Below are 15,308 nucleotides of genomic sequence, written 5' to 3'. Positions count from 1 at the left end.
TGACCTGCGAAACCCGGCTCAGCGTGCGGGGCGGGGCTTGGTCTCACCCAGCCAGGACTGATTCGCCGCGATATAGAACTGATCGCCGTTGAAGCTGCTCGCGGAATGACCCCGGAAGCAGTAGACGCCCTGATCCTTGGTGACTGCGCATTTGACGGCGCGGTAGTTGAAGTAGTTACCGGGCGTGAGCACCGGCGGACGCGTCGCCGGCGTGAACAGCGCGTCATTGGTGGTGTCGAAATGAGCACGCCAATCACCCGGGAACCAGGCGACTTGGTTCGTACTGGCAGGCGCCCCAGGGAACGAGCCGTTGCAGCCGAAGCTTCCGTCGATCCAGATCGCACAAGTCAACCCGCGCGGCGTCGAAAACCATGCCCCATCGGTGTCGTCACGCAAGAACTGCTCGAAGTCGGCCTGCTTGAACTTGGTGGCGTTATTGACGTCGGGATAGGGATTTGGGTCCCCGGGGATGTCTGGGTCCGCCATCGCGAAGGCCAGCGATCCGGCACTTAGTCCCAGCATCAGCGCGATAGGTGCCACTATCCGAGCCAGCAGCCGCATTCCAAGCCCTCCCGATATTCGTGGTTACTGAGTCAGCAAAATAGCGAGGCCGATTGTATTGACGCCGTCGATCCGGCGCGGGAAAACCGGCCAGACACTTGACAATGAGTGTTGCCAACATGCCTGTGTGCTCGCTAGCCTTTCCCCATGAGTGGCAACGGCGCCCTATCGACGGTCAGCACACATCCCAACGACTACTACTGGCGGGCAGGTATGAACCTGCGCCCCGCACCTGCCCGGCTGCGCTTCGATGCCATGTGGACCCAATCCCGCAGGGACATCCTGGCGCCGTGGATGGACTTCCAGGAGATCCCCAGGGAAACGGCGCGTACCCGGCTGCTCGCCGATCACCTCTGGCAGGGCGACGAGCTGATGGATGCGGTCGTGGACCGCATCCGGAAGATGCCCGCGCGCCAGGGACGGGCGATGCTTACCCGGGCCCTTGACCACGGCATCGAATCGATAGAAAACCCGCCGGCAGAGTTTGTCGCGCTGTTCGCGCAGCTCGATAATCCGCCCCCGTGGTACGACCCCGCGCTCTGGGAGCGGGGCCGCCAGCTATGGAACAACTCGTCGTTGGCGGCGAAGTTCGGCATGGGGTTCGGCGACACCTTCGGCACCTTTGTGGGCGATGAAGTCGCCTATGCAACCGGGGCTACCGGCAGATTCGTCAACGACACCCTGCGGAGAAATCTGGAGACCACCGCGTGGTTCCGCAAGATGACCTATCGCGGAGCCCTGGAACGCTTTTCGCAACCTTTCAAGGACACCGTCCTGGTTCGGCTGATGCACGCACAAGTGCGCGCCGGGCTCCGGCGCTCCTGGGGCGACGAACAGTTCGCTCATCACGGCAACCCGATCTCCAATTCGATGATGATGGGTGCCGCGATGACCTTCGGGCTCATCCCGCCACTGATCGACCATCAGCACGGGCGCACCCGCAGCATGGCCGATCTTGAAGCAGCAGTGATGTATTGGGCATACATCGCCTACGTATTCGGTGTCGCCGAGGAGCTGATCCCGAAATCCGTGGCCGAGGGCATGGAGACGATGGACTATATGGTCGCCTACGCCGGCGGCCCCTCGGAATGGACTGACGTCATGATGACCGCGGCATTCGGCTTCGTGGACAAGGGAATTGCCGGGAGGATCGGCCGACTGGTATTCACCCCGGTTCTGGGTGTCGCCGCCTACTACGGCGGCGAGGACCTTGTCCGCGCACTTGTGCGCGCAACTCCCCTACGCGACGCGCGTCTTCAACCGTGGACCACGCTAACCGGCATCGCGGTGCACGCCAATGTCCAGATGCGGCGACTCACGGACAGGCTGCCGGGCGCCAAACGCCGTGCACAACAACGCAATGGCGAACTGCTGTGGTGGTCCGCGACGATGATCAACCAGGCACTGGCCAGGCTCGGCGACATGCACGACACCTCATACACCCACCATGACGCGACGGCGGCGACACCGGCAGGGTGCCCGGTGCCGCACGCCCCACGCAATTAGCGGCTACTGCTCGTTGCCCAACCAGGTCTTGCCCGGCGTAACGAGGAACCGGGCACCCGAATAGCCGCCCTTACCGGAACCCGCTCCGCCGCAGTACAGATGATTCTCGGGCGTTGTCGCGCAACGAACATTGCGATACTCGATGTAGTTATTGGCCGGCAGTACCCTCTGCGCTTCTCCGGACGTGAATCGAATCTGCTCGGTGTTATCGAAATGCGCGGACCCTTCACCGGAGAACCAGCCCACCTGATTGGTGCCAGCTGGAGCTCCTGGGATAACGCCATTGCAGCCGAAGCTGCCGTCGTCCCAAATGCCGCAACTCAGTCCGGACGTGGATGAAAACCACACGCCAGGCTTGTCGGCGATCCGGAACCCCTCGAAGTCGAACTTCGCGTACTTGCTGGTATCCGGGTACGGGTCCTTCGGTGGGTCTGCCGCAGCGGGCAGCGCCGTTCCCACCGACATCGCCAAACCTGCTACCGCGCCCACCATCGCAAACCAATTTTGCGACATCGCTAGTACCTCCCCTGTTTCCCAGTATCACTGCACTACGCATTTCGCGTGCATTACCACGTGATAAATCATACACAAATTGTTAACTGAAACATCCACCCAAATAGACACAGCTACCTTTCAGATTCGACTTCCCTCATACATAGATTCATCTATGGTGAGAGCATGACCGAGAAGGTCTCTCGCCACGACTACTTCACTGCCGCGTTCGAACTACTGGCGGCTGGCGGCAAGCCCGCACTCACCACGACGGCGGTATGCCGCCGAATCGGCGTGACCACGGGCTCGCTGTACCACCACTTCGGCAGTGGGGCGGGCTTCTACCGAGCAGTCATCGATTACTGGGAGAACGACATCACTACCGCGCAGCGCCGCCGCGTGGACGAAGTATCCGATCCGCAGGAACGGCTGGTCGTGCTGGAGCAAGCAGCGCGTGAGGCCGACCATGAGGTGGAGAAGGCCATTCGCGCCTGGGCGATGGCGGACCGCTACGTGACGGCGGCGCAGCACCGCGTGGACCAGGTACGACATCAACATCTCACCAAGCACTACATCGAAGCCGGCTTCGCTCCGGATCGGGCGGACACGATGGCACGCATTGGTTTCAGCATCTTGATTGGCGCTCAGCAGTTCGGCACCCAGGTAGACCGCAAGCGTCTCAATGCCGCACTCGATGAATACTCCGTCTGGATCAACTCGCTGGTGCCTACGGAGGCGACCACGTCCCGCTGACCTTGGTGTAGCGAGACATCAGCGCCAGGGCCTGGTCAGGAAAGAGTTCACGGGGGAAGGCTTCACGCATTCCCGGCCGCGCGGAAAACAAGATCCCCACGGCGTTGTCGTTCACCACAACGTTCTTGATCTCGGCGTAGTCCCGCAAAACCATCAGCCGAGTGGTCAGAAATGATTGCCCGAGTAAGGCATTCGTCGTTGGGCGCAGTACCCAGAACGTGAACTCTGACGCCCCGAACTCGGCACGCTGCACCGTCCCGACAGGTATCGCCTGCATGGACAGCTGGGTACGAGAACGGATTCTCGACGCGATCAGCGCCGCCGCCGCAATCACAACGATCAGGATCACCACACCGGCGCCAGCCGCCACAAACACAAAGAAGAACGCGACGTACAACACGGCCCCGACGAGCAGAATCCAGACGCCCCGGGAACGTGCAACCGTCTGAAGCGCGCCCTTTGCAAGTTTGCCTCGCCCCTCTTCGGTGAGGACAACCTCGGTTCGGATGGGCGACCCGCTCGCCAGGTCGTGATCGGTCATATCCCTCCCTCGATATCCCCCACAGCGTATCGACCGCAGGGCGCCCCAGCTGGCTTCGGTACGGTGGAATTCGATCCACTCCCAACGACGAGAGGTGTTCCATGCCCACTGTGGTGGCGTTCCTGTATCCCCAGCCCGACAAGCGCGACGAAGTTCGTGCCGCACTCCTGGAGACCATTCCCCAGGTCCACGACGAGGCGGGCTGCAATCTCTACTCCCTGCACGAGGCACACGATCGCTTCGTCTTCGTCGAGTCGTGGGCGAGTAACGAAGCACTCGCGGAGCATGGGAAAGCGCCGGCCGTCACCGCGATGTTCGGCAAGGTAGGACCGCTACTCAGTCAGGCGCCGGAAATCGTTGTCGCCGAAGCGCTTCCCGCAGGCGATCCGGCCAAGGGCGATCTGACCCACTGACATGGGCAAGCTGGATGGCAAGGTCGCGTTCATCACCGGGGCGGCCCGCGGCCAGGGCCGCGCCCACGCCATCAAGCTGGCGTCCGAGGGAGCCAACGTCATCGCGGTGGACATCTGCGCACAGATACCCTCCGTGGAGTACCCGATGGCCACCGCGGAAGATCTCGATCTCACGGTCAAGGAAGTCGATGCCCTGGGGCGTGCCATCTCGGCACACGAGGCCGATGTGCGCGATCGGCAGGCATTGCAAAGCGCCTTCGACGCCGGTGTCCAGGCCCTTGGGCCGGTCGACATCGTGATTGCGAACGCCGGTATCGCCACCCTCACTCCAGAAAGCGGCGAGGATGGCTGGACCGATGTGCTCGATGTCAATCTCACCGGGGTGTATCACACGATCGAGGTGGCCCGGCCGTCGATGGTCGAGCGCGGCGCGGGCGGATCGATCGTGCTGACCAGCTCGGTGGCCGGCCTGACCGGCATGGTGATGAATACTCCCGGTGGACTGGCCTATACCGCCGCTAAACACGGGCTGGTCGGGCTCATGCGGTCCTATGCCAACATGCTTGCGCCACACAGTATCCGGGTGAACACGATTCACCCGGGCGGTGTCGCGACCCCCATGCTGGTGAACCCGGTGACAGAAGAGCTGTTCGCCAACGGCGCGCCCGAAGGCATGTCCGATACCGGCCATGCCTTGCCGGTGGTTCTCATGCCCGCCGAGGACATGGCCAACGCCGTGGCCTGGCTGGTGTCCGAGGATGCGCGGTACGTCACCGGCGTCGCACTCCCCGTCGATGCCGGGTTCACCAACAGGCGCTAGACATGTCACGGAAAAATCCCGCCGCGCAGACTGCGTACGGCCCCATGGCCATCGCAGCCATCGAGCAGCATGAGCCGCCCGGGTCCCGGATCGTCGACGACGACCTGGCGGCCCGGATCCTGCCCACCGCGTCACGGTGGTTTGTCCGCCTCACCGCGTGGACGACGCTGCGGAACCTGTTGATCACGCTGGCGGAGAGAAGCGGCCAAGGCGCCTGGTCCATCTTTGTGTGCCGTAAGCGTTACATCGATGATCAGTTGGCCTCGTGGGCAGACATTGCGGAAGCGGTCGTCAATTTGGGTGCGGGAATGGACAGCCGGGGATGCCGACTGTCCCGAACCTCATCGATACCGGTCTTCGAAGTCGATCAGCCGGTGAACATCGCGGCCAAACGACGTGCGATCCAGCAGGCGGTGGGCGTTCTACCGCCGTCGGTGCACCTGGTGGCCGTCCACTTCCAGCATGACAATCTGTCCGACGCACTGCTGCGGGCCGGGCACGATCGCACCTCACGCACCTTCTTCATCTGGGAGGGCGTCACGCAGTACCTCTCCGAGCCCGCGGTTCGGGCGACGCTGGACTATCTGAGCACCGCTGCACCAGGCAGTCGCCTCGCCTTCACCTACGTGCAACGCGATTTCATAGACGGTTCGAACCTGTACGGGAACACCATGCTGTACAAACGTTTTCGGATGCGCAGCCAGGTATGGATGTTCGGTCTCTCCCCTGCCGCGGTGGCGCCACTGCTCGCCGAGTACGGCTGGCGGGTGCTCGAGGATGTCAGCGGGCCCGAATTCCAGACGCGTTATCTGGCGCCCGCTGGACGCAGGCTCTCGACCACCGAGCTCGAACGGACCGTGCTCGCGGAAAAGTCTTAGTCGACCGTCAGCACGGTCGGCACGATCATGGGCTGGCGGCGATAGGTCTCGCCAACCCACTTGCCCACCACGCGCCGCACCGACTGCGCGATGCGGCCGGTATCGGTGACCGACTGTTCGGCAAGTGAATTCAACTCGGTGATCACCATTTCGGTCACCGGGTCCAGGGCCTTGGCGTCATCGGAGAATCCGCGCGAGAACAGCTCCGGCCTGCCGACCGGGCGTCCGTTGCTACGCACCACGACGGTGACCGCGATGAATCCGCCATTGCTCAAAACCAGACGCTCGCCGACGGTGGCATCGGATACGTCGCCATCGACCAGGCCGTGGACAAACATCTTGCCCACCGGCACCCGTCCCGCAATGCGCGCCCGCTCGTTGTGCAGGTCGACGCTCACGCCGTTCTCCGCCAACACGATCCGGTCTTCGTCGACGCCGGTCTTGACCGCAAGGTCGGCGTTGGCACGCAGATGCCGCCAGGTGCCGTGCACCGGCATGACATTGCGCGGGCGTACCGCGTTGTAGAGGTAAAGCAGCTCCCCGGCATAGGCATGTCCTGAAACATGGACCCGCGCATGGGTGTTTGTCACAACCCGGGTGCCCACCTTCGCAAGCGAGTCGATAATGCCGTAGACGGCTTCCTCATTGCCCGGCACCAGCGATGACGACAAGATGACCAAATCGTCAGGAGTCAGGGTGATTTGGCGATGATCGCCACGGGCCATGCGTGATAGCGCAGCCATTGGCTCGCCCTGTGTGCCGGTGGTAACCATCACAACGCGTTGCGGTGCCAGCTCGTTCGCGGCCTCCACGTTGATCAGGTCGCGGTCCTCGACGTCGAGAAAGCCCAGATCGCGTGCGATACCCATGTTGCGCACCATCGATCGGCCCACGAGCGCGACACGGCGTCCGTGCGCGACCGAGGCATCGATGATCTGTTGCACCCGTGCCACATTGCTGGCGAAACACGCAATGATCACCCGGCCGCGCGCGGTCTCGATGAGCCGGTTCAGGGTGGGAGCGATCTCACTCTCCGATGGACCTACTCCCGGCACCTCGGAGTTCGTGGAGTCGACGAGGAACAGATCGACACCCCGATCACCCAGTCCGGACAGCCCGGGCAAGTCGGTGGGACGCCGGTCCGGAGGCAGCGGATCAAGCTTGATATCGCCGGTATGCAGGATGGTCCCGGCCTCGGTGTGTACGGCGATGGCAAGTGCATCGGGAATGGAGTGGTTGACCGCGAAGTACTCGCATTCAAAGGCGCCGTGAGTGGACCGCTCGCCCTCCTTCACCTTGATGAACCGGGGGGTGATGCGGTGCTCGCGGCACTTGGCCTCGACCAACGCGAGGGTGAAAGCCGAACCCACCACTGGGATATCGGGGCGCATCTTGAGCAGGAAGGGGATGGCTCCGATGTGATCCTCGTGCGCATGCGTCAAGACCAGCGCCTCGACATCGTCGAGACGATCCTCGATGTGGCGGATGTCCGGAAGGATCAGGTCCACGCCGGGCTCGTCATGACCGGGGAAAAGCACTCCGCAGTCGATGATCAGGAGGCGCCCACGCAGTTCGAAAACCGTCATGTTGCGGCCGATCTCGCTGATACCGCCGAGTGCGGTGACGCGCAACGCGCCATCGGCGAGCGGACCGGGCGCACGCAGATCTTCGGGTGGCGTTATCGGCACCTACAGCACCCCGGCGGCGCGCATATCCGCGGCCAATCCCTCGATCTGCTCCGGGCTCGGCGGAACGTTGGGCAGGCGGGGGTCGCCAACATCGATGCCCTGCAACCGAAGCCCGGCCTTCACTGCTCCCACCGCTCCCAGCCGCCGGCACGCCTCTGTCACGGGCGCGATCTGCGCATTGAGCTTGCGGGCCGTTTCCACGTCGCCGGCGTTGTAGGCAACCAGCAGCTCACGCAACGGTCCGGCGACGAAATGCGATATGACGCTGACGAATCCGACCGCTCCCACCGACAACCAGGGCAGGTTCAGCGGGTCGTCGCCCGAGTAGTAGACGAGATCGGTGCCCGCGATGATCTGGGCACCGCCATGCAGGTCCCCCTTGGCATCCTTGACAGCCACGATGTTCGGGTGTGCCGCCAGCTCGCGGATGACGTGAAAGTCGATGGGGATGACCGAGCGCGGCGGAATGTCGTACAAGATGACGGGGACGTTCACCGCATCCGCGACCGCGGTGAAGTGGGCAAGCAGCCCTGCCTGCGAGGGCCGCGAGTAGTACGGGGTGACGACGAGCAGGCCATCGGCTCCGGCAGCCTCGCACTCACGGGAGAGCTTGATGCTGTGCGCGGTGTCGTAGGTGCCGGACCCGGCGATGATGCGCGCGCGGTCGCCCACCGCGGCCACCACCTCACGCAGCAGGGTCAGCTTTTCGGCGTCGGACGTCACGGGAGACTCTCCGGTGGTACCGGAGAGCACGAGGCCATCGCACCCGGCGTCGACCAGGTGCGCGGCCAACCGGACCGCGGTGTCGACATCAAGGGCGCCATCGGCATCGAAAGGAGTCACCATCGCGGTGAGCACGGTGCCGAGCCGCGCCACTGTTTCACCTGCTGTCACGGCACGAGAATACCCGCCGCGACCAAGCGGTTATCCCCCGGCGGCTGTGTTGTATCCCTCGGTTCTATCCCTCGTAGACCAGCGGAGAGATCGCGACCTCCGTGCCGTCGGCCAGGGTCGCGATGTCGAAGTCACCAAAGATCGACGGCGCCAGGTCGGTGAGCTGGCGCAGACAAGCAATCGCGAGCCGGCGAATCTCCACGTCGGCATGCTCGCTGGCGCGCATCGCGATGAAGTGGCGCCACGCCCGGTAGTTGCCGGTGACGACAATGCGGGTCTCGGTGGCGTTGGGCAGCACAGACCGGGCAGCCTGTCGCGCCTGCTTACGCCGCAACACGGCATTGGGAACGTCGGCGAGCTTGGATTCCAGCTTGTCCAGCAGTTCGACGTAGGCAGCACGGCTCGCGTCGGTGGCCTTGCGAACCAGCTCGACCAGCTCCGGGTCGTCCGCGACGGCGGGCGGCAGCACCACATTGGAGTCCGCTTCGGGCACGAACCGCTGGGAAAGCTGCGAGTACGAGAAGTGCCGGTGCCGGATCAGCTCGTGCGTGCAGGACCGGGAGATACCGGTGATGTAGAAGGTGACCGTCGCGTGCTCCAGCAGCGACAGATGCCCCACCTCGATGACGTGACGCAGGTAGCTCTCATTGGTGGCTGTGCGTGGATTGGGCTTGGACCAGCTCTGGTAGCAGGCCCGGCCGGCGAATTCGACGAGTGCCGGGCCACCATCGGCATCGGTGCTCCAGTCGATGTCTTCCGGCGCGATGAAGTCGGTCTTAGCTATCAGCTGCACGCGCAGCGGCACGATCTCAGCCACGCGCAACACCCTATCGGCGGTCGCGGCCGGTCAGTCACCAGAGCACTCCCGCCATCATCTCGGCATGCATTCCGCAACTCCCACCGCTACCTTTGACATGTGCGCATCCTTGAATGGCAAACCGGAGATCGGGCTGAGCTGCGGGCGTTCATCCGCCCATACCTCGTAGCCGGGTTCTGGTCACGGGACGAGGTCGAAGAATCCGTCGCCGAATGGGTAGACGATTCCGGCCAGATCGATCCCGAGGAGGCCGCCGCACTGGTCCACGAGATGTGGACCGAACGGCTGGCCGAGCAGACGACATGGGCCGACACCGGCGACTATGGCCGACTTCACTACACCTTCACTCAGCTGGAATCCGAGGGCATCCTCGCGCGCATGTGCTTCGCCTGCTGCACAACCTGCGCCACCTCCGAGATCGACTTCGAGCGCACCGTCAATCCCGACCCACCCGACTGGTACCGCTACGACCAGTGGGCGTACACCTACTTCCACGAACAAGATGCGCTGCGCCTTGCCTCGGATAATCCGACTCTTTACTTGGGGTTCAGCGCGTTTCGTGCTCACCCCGAGTTACCGGCAGCGCTACTGGAGGCGTACCACCGGAACGACCCGGACGCGCAGGCCGAGGTACACGCACGCACCGATACGTTCGTCGGCCGGCGAATTGTGCAGTTGGCGCAGCATTTCGGCCTGAACACATCGTGGTCGGGCTCGGGAAAGACCAGGATCGAGGTGCACGCCGATCAGTGGCGCAAACCGTTGCCGACCGGTTCCCAGCCAGCGCGATAGATGACACCCTTACGATCGGCCCCGTGAGCTCCTGGACGCTTGGACCCGAGAACGGCACCCTGATCCTGCGCACCGGCGTAGCCGGACCCGCCGCACGGATGGGACATCGATTGACGCTCACCATGAGGACGTGGACCGTCACGGTCGACGGACCCGATGACCAGCCGTCGTCGGCCAGTGTCGTCGTCGAGGTGGACTCACTGCAGGTCGAAAGTGGCGAAGGTGGACTCACACCACTTTCGGCACCGGAGAAGATCATCGTGCGATCCAATGCGCTGAAGACTCTGAACGCCAAACGTTTTCCCCTCATCGAGTTCCACGCGGAGACGATCACCAAAAAGACCGCGAACTACCGCATGCATGGTCCGCTGACGATCCATGGCGTGACGCAGAGTGTCGAGCTGGACCTCGCGGTGACCGAGGACGGCGACGACCAGCTGCTGCACCTCACCACGGAGATATCGCAGCGGGCGTACCAGGTGAAACCGTTCTCGATGGCGATGGAATCTCTGAAGGTCGCCGACCTCGTCACCGTGTCGTTCGAAGCGCGCCGCCCAGCGCTCTGACCAAGTCGCCGCGCCTGCCGACAGCGACGGAATCCAGACCCAACCACGACGCCATACCGGTCAGCTGTTCGGCAAGCGGCCCCGCGATGCGCGCCGGGTCCTGTCCCTGCTCGGCAAACGCACCGATGACATTGAGTGTCCCGGCCGCGCGGTCGGCCTTCAGATCGACCCTGCCCACCAGACGCCCGTCGAGCAGAAACGGCCAGACGTAGTAGCCGTACTGCCGCTTGGGTGCCGGCGTGTAGATCTCGATGCGATAGTGAAAGTCGAAGAGCCGCTCGACCCTGGGACGGAAGAAGATCAGCGGATCGAACGGGCACAACAACGCCGTGCCCCGGTCGGCACGTGGAATCGTCTGCCCGGCAGCCAGATACGCTGGTGCGCTCCAGCCCTCGACGGTTACCCTCTCGACTTCCCCCGCATCCGCGAGCGCGGCCAGTGCCGGTTTGATCTGCCCCGCCGAGAGCCGGAAGTAGTCGCGGATATCAGCCTCGGTTCCCATGCCTAGCGCACGCACCGCGCGGCGTGCCAGTTCCAGTACGGCCTCCTCATCGGAGATTTCGCGTTGGTAGATGTCGGCAGGAATCACCTTGTGCGCCAGCTGATAATGCCGCGAGAACCCGACGCGCTTGTCGGTGGTCAGCTCGCCCGAAGAGAACAGGGCTTCCGCGATCCACTTGGTCTCACTGCGATCCCACCATGGGCCCTTGCGGCCCGGCGCTTCCTTTTCCAGGTATGCCTCGATCTGCCCGGCGGTGCACGGCCCGAGTTCGGCGACGGCAGCCAGCACCTCATCAACAAGGCCCGGGTTCTCCTCGACGAACTTTCGCGCCCATCGCCCGTGCCGGTACTCGCGCATGCGCCAGCGCATCAGCGGCCAGTCCTGGATGGACATCAGCGCCGCTTCGTGCGCCCAATACTCGATGAGCAGCCGAGGCGTACGCGCGCTGTGGCTCCAGGCGGCGTCATCAAGAAGCGAGCGGTCGTAGGGCCCGAGCCTGCTGAACACCGGGGCGTAGTGGGCACGCACCGCCACGGATACCGAATCCAGTTGTAGTACCTGAATTCTGGAGATGAGTTTACGCAAGTGAGCACGGGTGACCGAAGTCGCGGGCACGTCGGTGAAGCCCTGCGCCGCAATCGCGATGCGACGCGCCTGCACGATGCTCAACCCCGCCCGGCTCACCGGGCTCCCACGAGGCGGGCCAACCAATCGGCGTCGGACGGGTCGACCATCTCCCCCGAACTGTCAATGATGCCGGGGACACCGCCCAGGCCGTGGTCCGTCAGCTGCTGCTCATTGCCCGCCGTCCGCTGCCGATCGGCATCGGTGATCTGAAGAGACGAAATCTCGTGCAAGACATCGCCCGTCACTCCGGCACCGGCGGCAATCTCGCTGATCTGCAGATTGGTGAGGTTCCCCACGCCTTCGACCGGTTGCCTCCGGAACATCTCCCCGATGAAGCCCAGGATCACGGCATCGGCCGCACCCGCCTTGTCGATCAGGAACAGCGCGGCCGATGCCCGCGATGAGTAGTCACCGCTGGCCGAGATCGGGTCCAGAAAGCTCACCGGCCTATAGGTCACCTGCAAGCGCCCCTCGGTGACGTACTTCGTGATCTCCTCGCCGTACTCGGCTTCGAATCGCTGACAGAACGGGCATTGGAAGTCGACGAACACCGTGATCCCGGCTGCGACGTCGCCCGCGCCGCCCACCGTCACACCGGCACCTTGGCTACTGCCCCAGCCTGCGGCGGCAGCGGGGGCCGACGCGGTTCCGTCAACGACGCGGGTACAGCCGGTAAGTGCCAGCACCGCGGCGGCCATCACGATGACCACTCGGAGGAGCGCAGGCCTCACACGTCGACCTTCCGGTAACTCAGGAACTGGTATCGCAACCCGGATTCACTTGTCTGCCAATCATTTCCCTCTGCCAGCCAGCTCTCGTCGAGCTCCGGAGCAAGGGCATCACCCGGCACATCGGCGTCCACCACCGTCACCTCGCATCGCTGTGCCAAGGGCAGGAACAGCCGGTAGATCTCGCCGCCTCCGATGACCCACGGCGCCTCATCAGAGGCGGCCAGCGCGGCGTCGGCACACCCGACGGCCAACGCTCCGTCTGGTTCGAACAACGCATCCCGGGTCAACACGATGTTGGGCCGCCCCGGCAACGGCCGGACACTGGAGGGCAGCGACTCCCAGGTCCTGCGGCCCATGATCACCGTGTGCCCCATAGTGATTCGCTTGAAGCGTGCTTGATCCTCCGGCAGCCGCCACGGGATGGCGCCATCCGCACCGATGACGCCGTCGCGGGATTGTGCCCAGATCAGCCCGATGGTCCCCGTCATACCGCGACAGGCGCCTTGATGGCCGGATGGTGCTGATAGTTCTCGACCGTGACATCTTCGTATTCGTAGTCGAATATCGAATCACGCTGCGCCAGAACAAGCCGGGGATACGGATACGGATCGCGACTGAGCTGCTCGGTGACCTGCTCGATGTGATTGTCGTAGATATGGCAGTCGCCACCGGTCCACACGAAATCGCCCACGCCCAGCCCTGCTTGCGCCGCCATCATATGGGTGAGTAGTGCATAGCTGGCGATGTTGAACGGAACGCCGAGAAACAGGTCGGCACTGCGCTGATACAGCTGACAGCTCAGCTTGCCGTCGGCAACATAGAACTGAAAGAACGCGTGACACGGCGGCAACGCCATCTGCGGGATCTCGCCCACGTTCCAGGCCGAGACGATGTTGCGGCGCGAATCGGGGTCGGTGCGCAGCAGGTCGAGCGCGGCACTGATCTGGTCGATGTGATCACCCGAGGGGGTGGGCCACGATCGCCACTGCACCCCGTACACCGGACCCAGCTCCCCCGTCTCCGATGCCCACTCATCCCAGATGGTGACCCCGCGCTCTTGGAGCCAGCGGACGTTGGATTCGCCGCGCAGGAACCACAGCAGCTCGTAGATCACCGACTTCAGATGGACTCGCTTGGTGGTGATCAAGGGGAAGCCCTCATCCAGGCGGTAGCGCAGCTGGTGGCCGAAGACGCTGCGGGTGCCGGTGCCGGTGCGATCCGACTTCGGCGTGCCGTGGTCGAGCACGAGACGCAACAGATCCTCGTAAGGAGTGGGAACGGGCACGCAGCTAGCTTACGGTGCGGCCATGGCGATCCCCGGCCTCCGACGCACGGAGAGCGCAGCGCCCTTTACCGGTTCGCGAGCCCGTGGACCCGCGCGACGATATCTGTGCGCAGCGCGGCCGCCTGGTCGTCGGTGAGCGACGCCTCGGGAAATTTGCACACGATGGTGAACTCATCGCCGATCGAGTAGACCTCATAACGGGACGCCTGCGGCGCGAGCACTCCGCCCGCGATGGTGGCCGGTGGCGTGGTCAGCTGGGCGTCGAAGTCTTCCAGGATCACGTCCTGCGGCAAGGGCGGGATGGGCAGCACACCGGGGTTGGTAATCCGGATGAACGGTCCAAAACCGCCCGTCAAAACGCCGTCAGCGATGTGGTGCACGCTTTGCACAAGAAAACCCGTGTCAATGTCCTCATGAATTTGACGCGCCACCTCAGCGCCGATCTGCACGGGATCGTCATTCCCGCGAACCAAGACTTGGCTTCGCGCGATCATGATTCCGTTGGCGATCTCACCGAGCTCGGCGGGCGGCGTCAGATGGCGGCGATAGTCGACGAGCGATTCGAAGCCCAGGTTCACCGGCTCGTCGGTGTCCACGAAGATCAACGCGCGCTCCGCGAGCGCGATCACACCGGTAATCAGTGTGTTCACGGTGGTCTGACGTTGCCGCGCCGCGGTCCGCAATGCGGCGGAGGTCTCCGGACCGAAGCGCTGCTTCCATCCCAGCACGGGGGCTGAGGCGGCGGAAGATACTTGCTGCCGGCCACCCCAGGACGTAGCACCGAACCAATGTTTGTCCGGGAGAGCGGTGCGCATGAGCCCCCGGCTCTCCATCGCGGACTCCGGCGACACCGGAATCGGTTGGCGCGGTGGATGTGGAATCTCACCTGTCGTGACGATCTGGGTATAGAGCTCCCACAGTTCGTAGAAGTAGACATAGCTCAGGCGCGCATCGGCGATCGAATGATCGACTCCTACCGCGACGGCGTGACCCGCTTCTCTGGGATGCACCAGGATCGCGAAGGTTCCGTCGTCGAGCGACAACACCGGAAGTGTCGCGACATCGTCCAGCGGCTCAGTCCGCAGGGCCACCACGTCCTTCACGGGCTCGGTGGTTACCCGAAAACGGCGGCCGACCGGGTCGACTCGGGCCGCGAGAAACGGATGCTTGTGCTGCAGAGCCGTCGCCGCCGCACGCAGTGCGGATCTATCCAGATCGCCCCGCAACCAGGCCACATACCAAATGGTTGTGTACTTGCGCAGATGGTTCAATTCCGATTCTGCCACCGAGAGCATCCGGTGAATATCGACAGTATCGGTTGCGCGTAGCGTGGCGTTCAAGGCTGTTTCCGATTTCATGTGGGCTGAATAGATAAGCCACAATCTATGTCCATTGCGTGGATGCCCGGCGCTACCAGAGATTCCATTCGATTAACATCGCGT

18 protein-coding genes are annotated in these 15,308 nt (G+C 63.7%); 7 read left to right on the top strand and 11 right to left on the bottom strand.

The genetic code is table 11. The features are described 5' to 3' along the window. Positions 1-18 precede the first annotated feature (18 nt). On the bottom strand, positions 19-561 hold the full coding sequence (locus tag AOT87_RS13425; protein ID WP_057969314.1) for a hypothetical protein: 543 nt from the start codon (positions 559-561) through the stop codon (positions 19-21). A 147-nt stretch (positions 562-708) separates the two neighbouring features. Between AOT87_RS13425 and AOT87_RS13420 the strand changes: the two genes are divergently transcribed. Beyond that, positions 709-2,067, top strand: a complete 1,359-nt coding sequence (locus AOT87_RS13420) for an oxygenase MpaB family protein (protein ID WP_057969313.1) — start codon at positions 709-711, stop codon at positions 2,065-2,067. Positions 2,068-2,070: 3 nt separating this feature from the next. On the opposite strand, the gene AOT87_RS13415 is transcribed toward AOT87_RS13420, so the two are convergent. After that, on the bottom strand, positions 2,071-2,580 hold the full coding sequence (locus tag AOT87_RS13415) for a hypothetical protein (protein WP_057969609.1): 510 nt from the start codon (positions 2,578-2,580) through the stop codon (positions 2,071-2,073). Between the two features lie 165 nt (positions 2,581-2,745). Between AOT87_RS13415 and AOT87_RS13410 the strand changes: the two genes are divergently transcribed. Then, positions 2,746-3,312, top strand: coding sequence for a TetR/AcrR family transcriptional regulator (locus tag AOT87_RS13410; RefSeq protein WP_057966691.1), 567 nt, complete (start codon positions 2,746-2,748; stop codon positions 3,310-3,312). Here the strand turns inward: AOT87_RS13410 and AOT87_RS13405 are convergent. Continuing rightward, positions 3,287-3,853, bottom strand: coding sequence for a hypothetical protein (locus AOT87_RS13405; RefSeq protein WP_057966690.1), 567 nt, complete (start codon positions 3,851-3,853; stop codon positions 3,287-3,289). The genes AOT87_RS13410 and AOT87_RS13405 overlap by 26 nt on opposite strands. A 101-nt stretch (positions 3,854-3,954) precedes the next feature. On the opposite strand from AOT87_RS13405, the gene AOT87_RS13400 reads away from it, so the two are divergent. From AOT87_RS13400 to AOT87_RS13390, 3 genes are read left to right on the top strand one after another with little or no spacing between them, the layout of a single operon-like run. Further along, positions 3,955-4,266 (top strand): putative quinol monooxygenase, encoded by a 312-nt coding sequence (locus AOT87_RS13400; RefSeq protein ID WP_030093874.1) that lies wholly within the window; start codon positions 3,955-3,957, stop codon positions 4,264-4,266. 1 nt (position 4,267) lies between these two features. Then, positions 4,268-5,086 (top strand): mycofactocin-coupled SDR family oxidoreductase, encoded by an 819-nt coding sequence (locus tag AOT87_RS13395; RefSeq protein WP_030093875.1) that lies wholly within the window; start codon positions 4,268-4,270, stop codon positions 5,084-5,086. Between the two features lie 2 nt (positions 5,087-5,088). Further along, positions 5,089-5,964 carry an SAM-dependent methyltransferase gene (locus AOT87_RS13390; RefSeq protein ID WP_057966689.1) on the top strand — a complete coding sequence of 292 codons (876 nt, stop codon included), beginning with the start codon at positions 5,089-5,091 and terminating at the stop codon, positions 5,962-5,964. Here AOT87_RS13390 and AOT87_RS13385 read toward each other — a convergent pair. The 3 genes from AOT87_RS13385 to thyX all read right to left on the bottom strand — a co-directional run bounded on the left by AOT87_RS13385 (position 5,961) and on the right by thyX (position 9,363). Next, positions 5,961-7,652, bottom strand: a complete 1,692-nt coding sequence (locus AOT87_RS13385) for a ribonuclease J (RefSeq protein WP_057966688.1) — start codon at positions 7,650-7,652, stop codon at positions 5,961-5,963. The genes AOT87_RS13390 and AOT87_RS13385 overlap by 4 nt on opposite strands. Beyond that, positions 7,653-8,528 (bottom strand): 4-hydroxy-tetrahydrodipicolinate synthase, encoded by an 876-nt coding sequence (gene dapA, locus AOT87_RS13380; RefSeq protein WP_075874262.1) that lies wholly within the window; start codon positions 8,526-8,528, stop codon positions 7,653-7,655. Positions 8,529-8,610: 82 nt separating this feature from the next. Then, complete coding sequence (thyX, locus tag AOT87_RS13375) at positions 8,611-9,363, bottom strand: FAD-dependent thymidylate synthase (protein ID WP_030093879.1); 753 nt, start codon at positions 9,361-9,363, stop codon at positions 8,611-8,613. Between the two features lie 99 nt (positions 9,364-9,462). Here thyX and AOT87_RS13370 point away from each other — a divergent pair, with 99 nt between their 5' ends. Together AOT87_RS13370 and AOT87_RS13365 are read left to right on the top strand one after the other, a co-directional pair. Next, positions 9,463-10,155 (top strand): hypothetical protein, encoded by a 693-nt coding sequence (locus AOT87_RS13370; protein ID WP_057966687.1) that lies wholly within the window; start codon positions 9,463-9,465, stop codon positions 10,153-10,155. A gap of 23 nt (positions 10,156-10,178) precedes the next feature. Further along, positions 10,179-10,721 carry a YceI family protein gene (locus AOT87_RS13365; protein WP_057966686.1) on the top strand — a complete coding sequence of 181 codons (543 nt, stop codon included), beginning with the start codon at positions 10,179-10,181 and terminating at the stop codon, positions 10,719-10,721. Here the strand turns inward: AOT87_RS13365 and AOT87_RS13360 are convergent. The 5 genes from AOT87_RS13360 to AOT87_RS13340 all read right to left on the bottom strand — a co-directional run bounded on the left by AOT87_RS13360 (position 10,684) and on the right by AOT87_RS13340 (position 15,206). Beyond that, positions 10,684-11,907: a crosslink repair DNA glycosylase YcaQ family protein gene (locus AOT87_RS13360; protein ID WP_109398765.1), complete on the bottom strand. Its 1,224-nt coding sequence runs from the start codon at positions 11,905-11,907 to the stop codon at positions 10,684-10,686. The genes AOT87_RS13365 and AOT87_RS13360 overlap by 38 nt on opposite strands. Continuing rightward, positions 11,904-12,548: a thioredoxin domain-containing protein gene (locus AOT87_RS13355; RefSeq protein ID WP_057966699.1), complete on the bottom strand. Its 645-nt coding sequence runs from the start codon at positions 12,546-12,548 to the stop codon at positions 11,904-11,906. Before AOT87_RS13355 ends, AOT87_RS13360 begins: the two co-directional genes overlap by 4 nt. A 29-nt stretch (positions 12,549-12,577) precedes the next feature. Continuing rightward, the gene (locus tag AOT87_RS13350; protein ID WP_057966685.1) at positions 12,578-13,069 is read right to left on the bottom strand and encodes a dihydrofolate reductase; all 492 of its coding nucleotides are present in this window, start codon (positions 13,067-13,069) and stop codon (positions 12,578-12,580) included. Beyond that, positions 13,066-13,866: a thymidylate synthase gene (locus tag AOT87_RS13345; protein ID WP_057966684.1), complete on the bottom strand. Its 801-nt coding sequence runs from the start codon at positions 13,864-13,866 to the stop codon at positions 13,066-13,068. Before AOT87_RS13345 ends, AOT87_RS13350 begins: the two co-directional genes overlap by 4 nt. Positions 13,867-13,931: 65 nt before the next feature. Next, positions 13,932-15,206, bottom strand: a complete 1,275-nt coding sequence (locus AOT87_RS13340) for an acyltransferase (protein WP_057966698.1) — start codon at positions 15,204-15,206, stop codon at positions 13,932-13,934. Between the last annotated feature and the right edge of the window lie 102 nt (positions 15,207-15,308).

It is taken from the genome of Mycobacteroides sp. H003, assembly GCF_001440135.1.
Lineage (GTDB): Bacteria > Actinomycetota > Actinomycetes > Mycobacteriales > Mycobacteriaceae > Mycobacterium > Mycobacterium gwanakae.
Note: the sequence above shows the minus strand (reverse complement) of the source record. Positions and strands in the feature narration are given on the sequence as shown.

Coding starts and splice junctions, on each gene's coding strand:
- AOT87_RS13350 (WP_057966685.1), bottom strand. CDS start 13,069: ATGACGGGGACCATCGGGCTGATCTGGGCACAATCCCGCGACGGCGTC.
- AOT87_RS13410 (WP_057966691.1), top strand. CDS start 2,746: ATGACCGAGAAGGTCTCTCGCCACGACTACTTCACTGCCGCGTTCGAA.
- AOT87_RS13425 (WP_057969314.1), bottom strand. CDS start 561: ATGCGGCTGCTGGCTCGGATAGTGGCACCTATCGCGCTGATGCTGGGA.
- AOT87_RS13355 (WP_057966699.1), bottom strand. CDS start 12,548: ATGGCCGCCGCGGTGCTGGCACTTACCGGCTGTACCCGCGTCGTTGAC.
- AOT87_RS13390 (WP_057966689.1), top strand. CDS start 5,089: ATGTCACGGAAAAATCCCGCCGCGCAGACTGCGTACGGCCCCATGGCC.
- AOT87_RS13405 (WP_057966690.1), bottom strand. CDS start 3,853: ATGACCGATCACGACCTGGCGAGCGGGTCGCCCATCCGAACCGAGGTT.
- AOT87_RS13420 (WP_057969313.1), top strand. CDS start 709: ATGAGTGGCAACGGCGCCCTATCGACGGTCAGCACACATCCCAACGAC.
- AOT87_RS13415 (WP_057969609.1), bottom strand. CDS start 2,580: ATGTCGCAAAATTGGTTTGCGATGGTGGGCGCGGTAGCAGGTTTGGCG.
- AOT87_RS13400 (WP_030093874.1), top strand. CDS start 3,955: ATGCCCACTGTGGTGGCGTTCCTGTATCCCCAGCCCGACAAGCGCGAC.
- AOT87_RS13395 (WP_030093875.1), top strand. CDS start 4,268: ATGGGCAAGCTGGATGGCAAGGTCGCGTTCATCACCGGGGCGGCCCGC.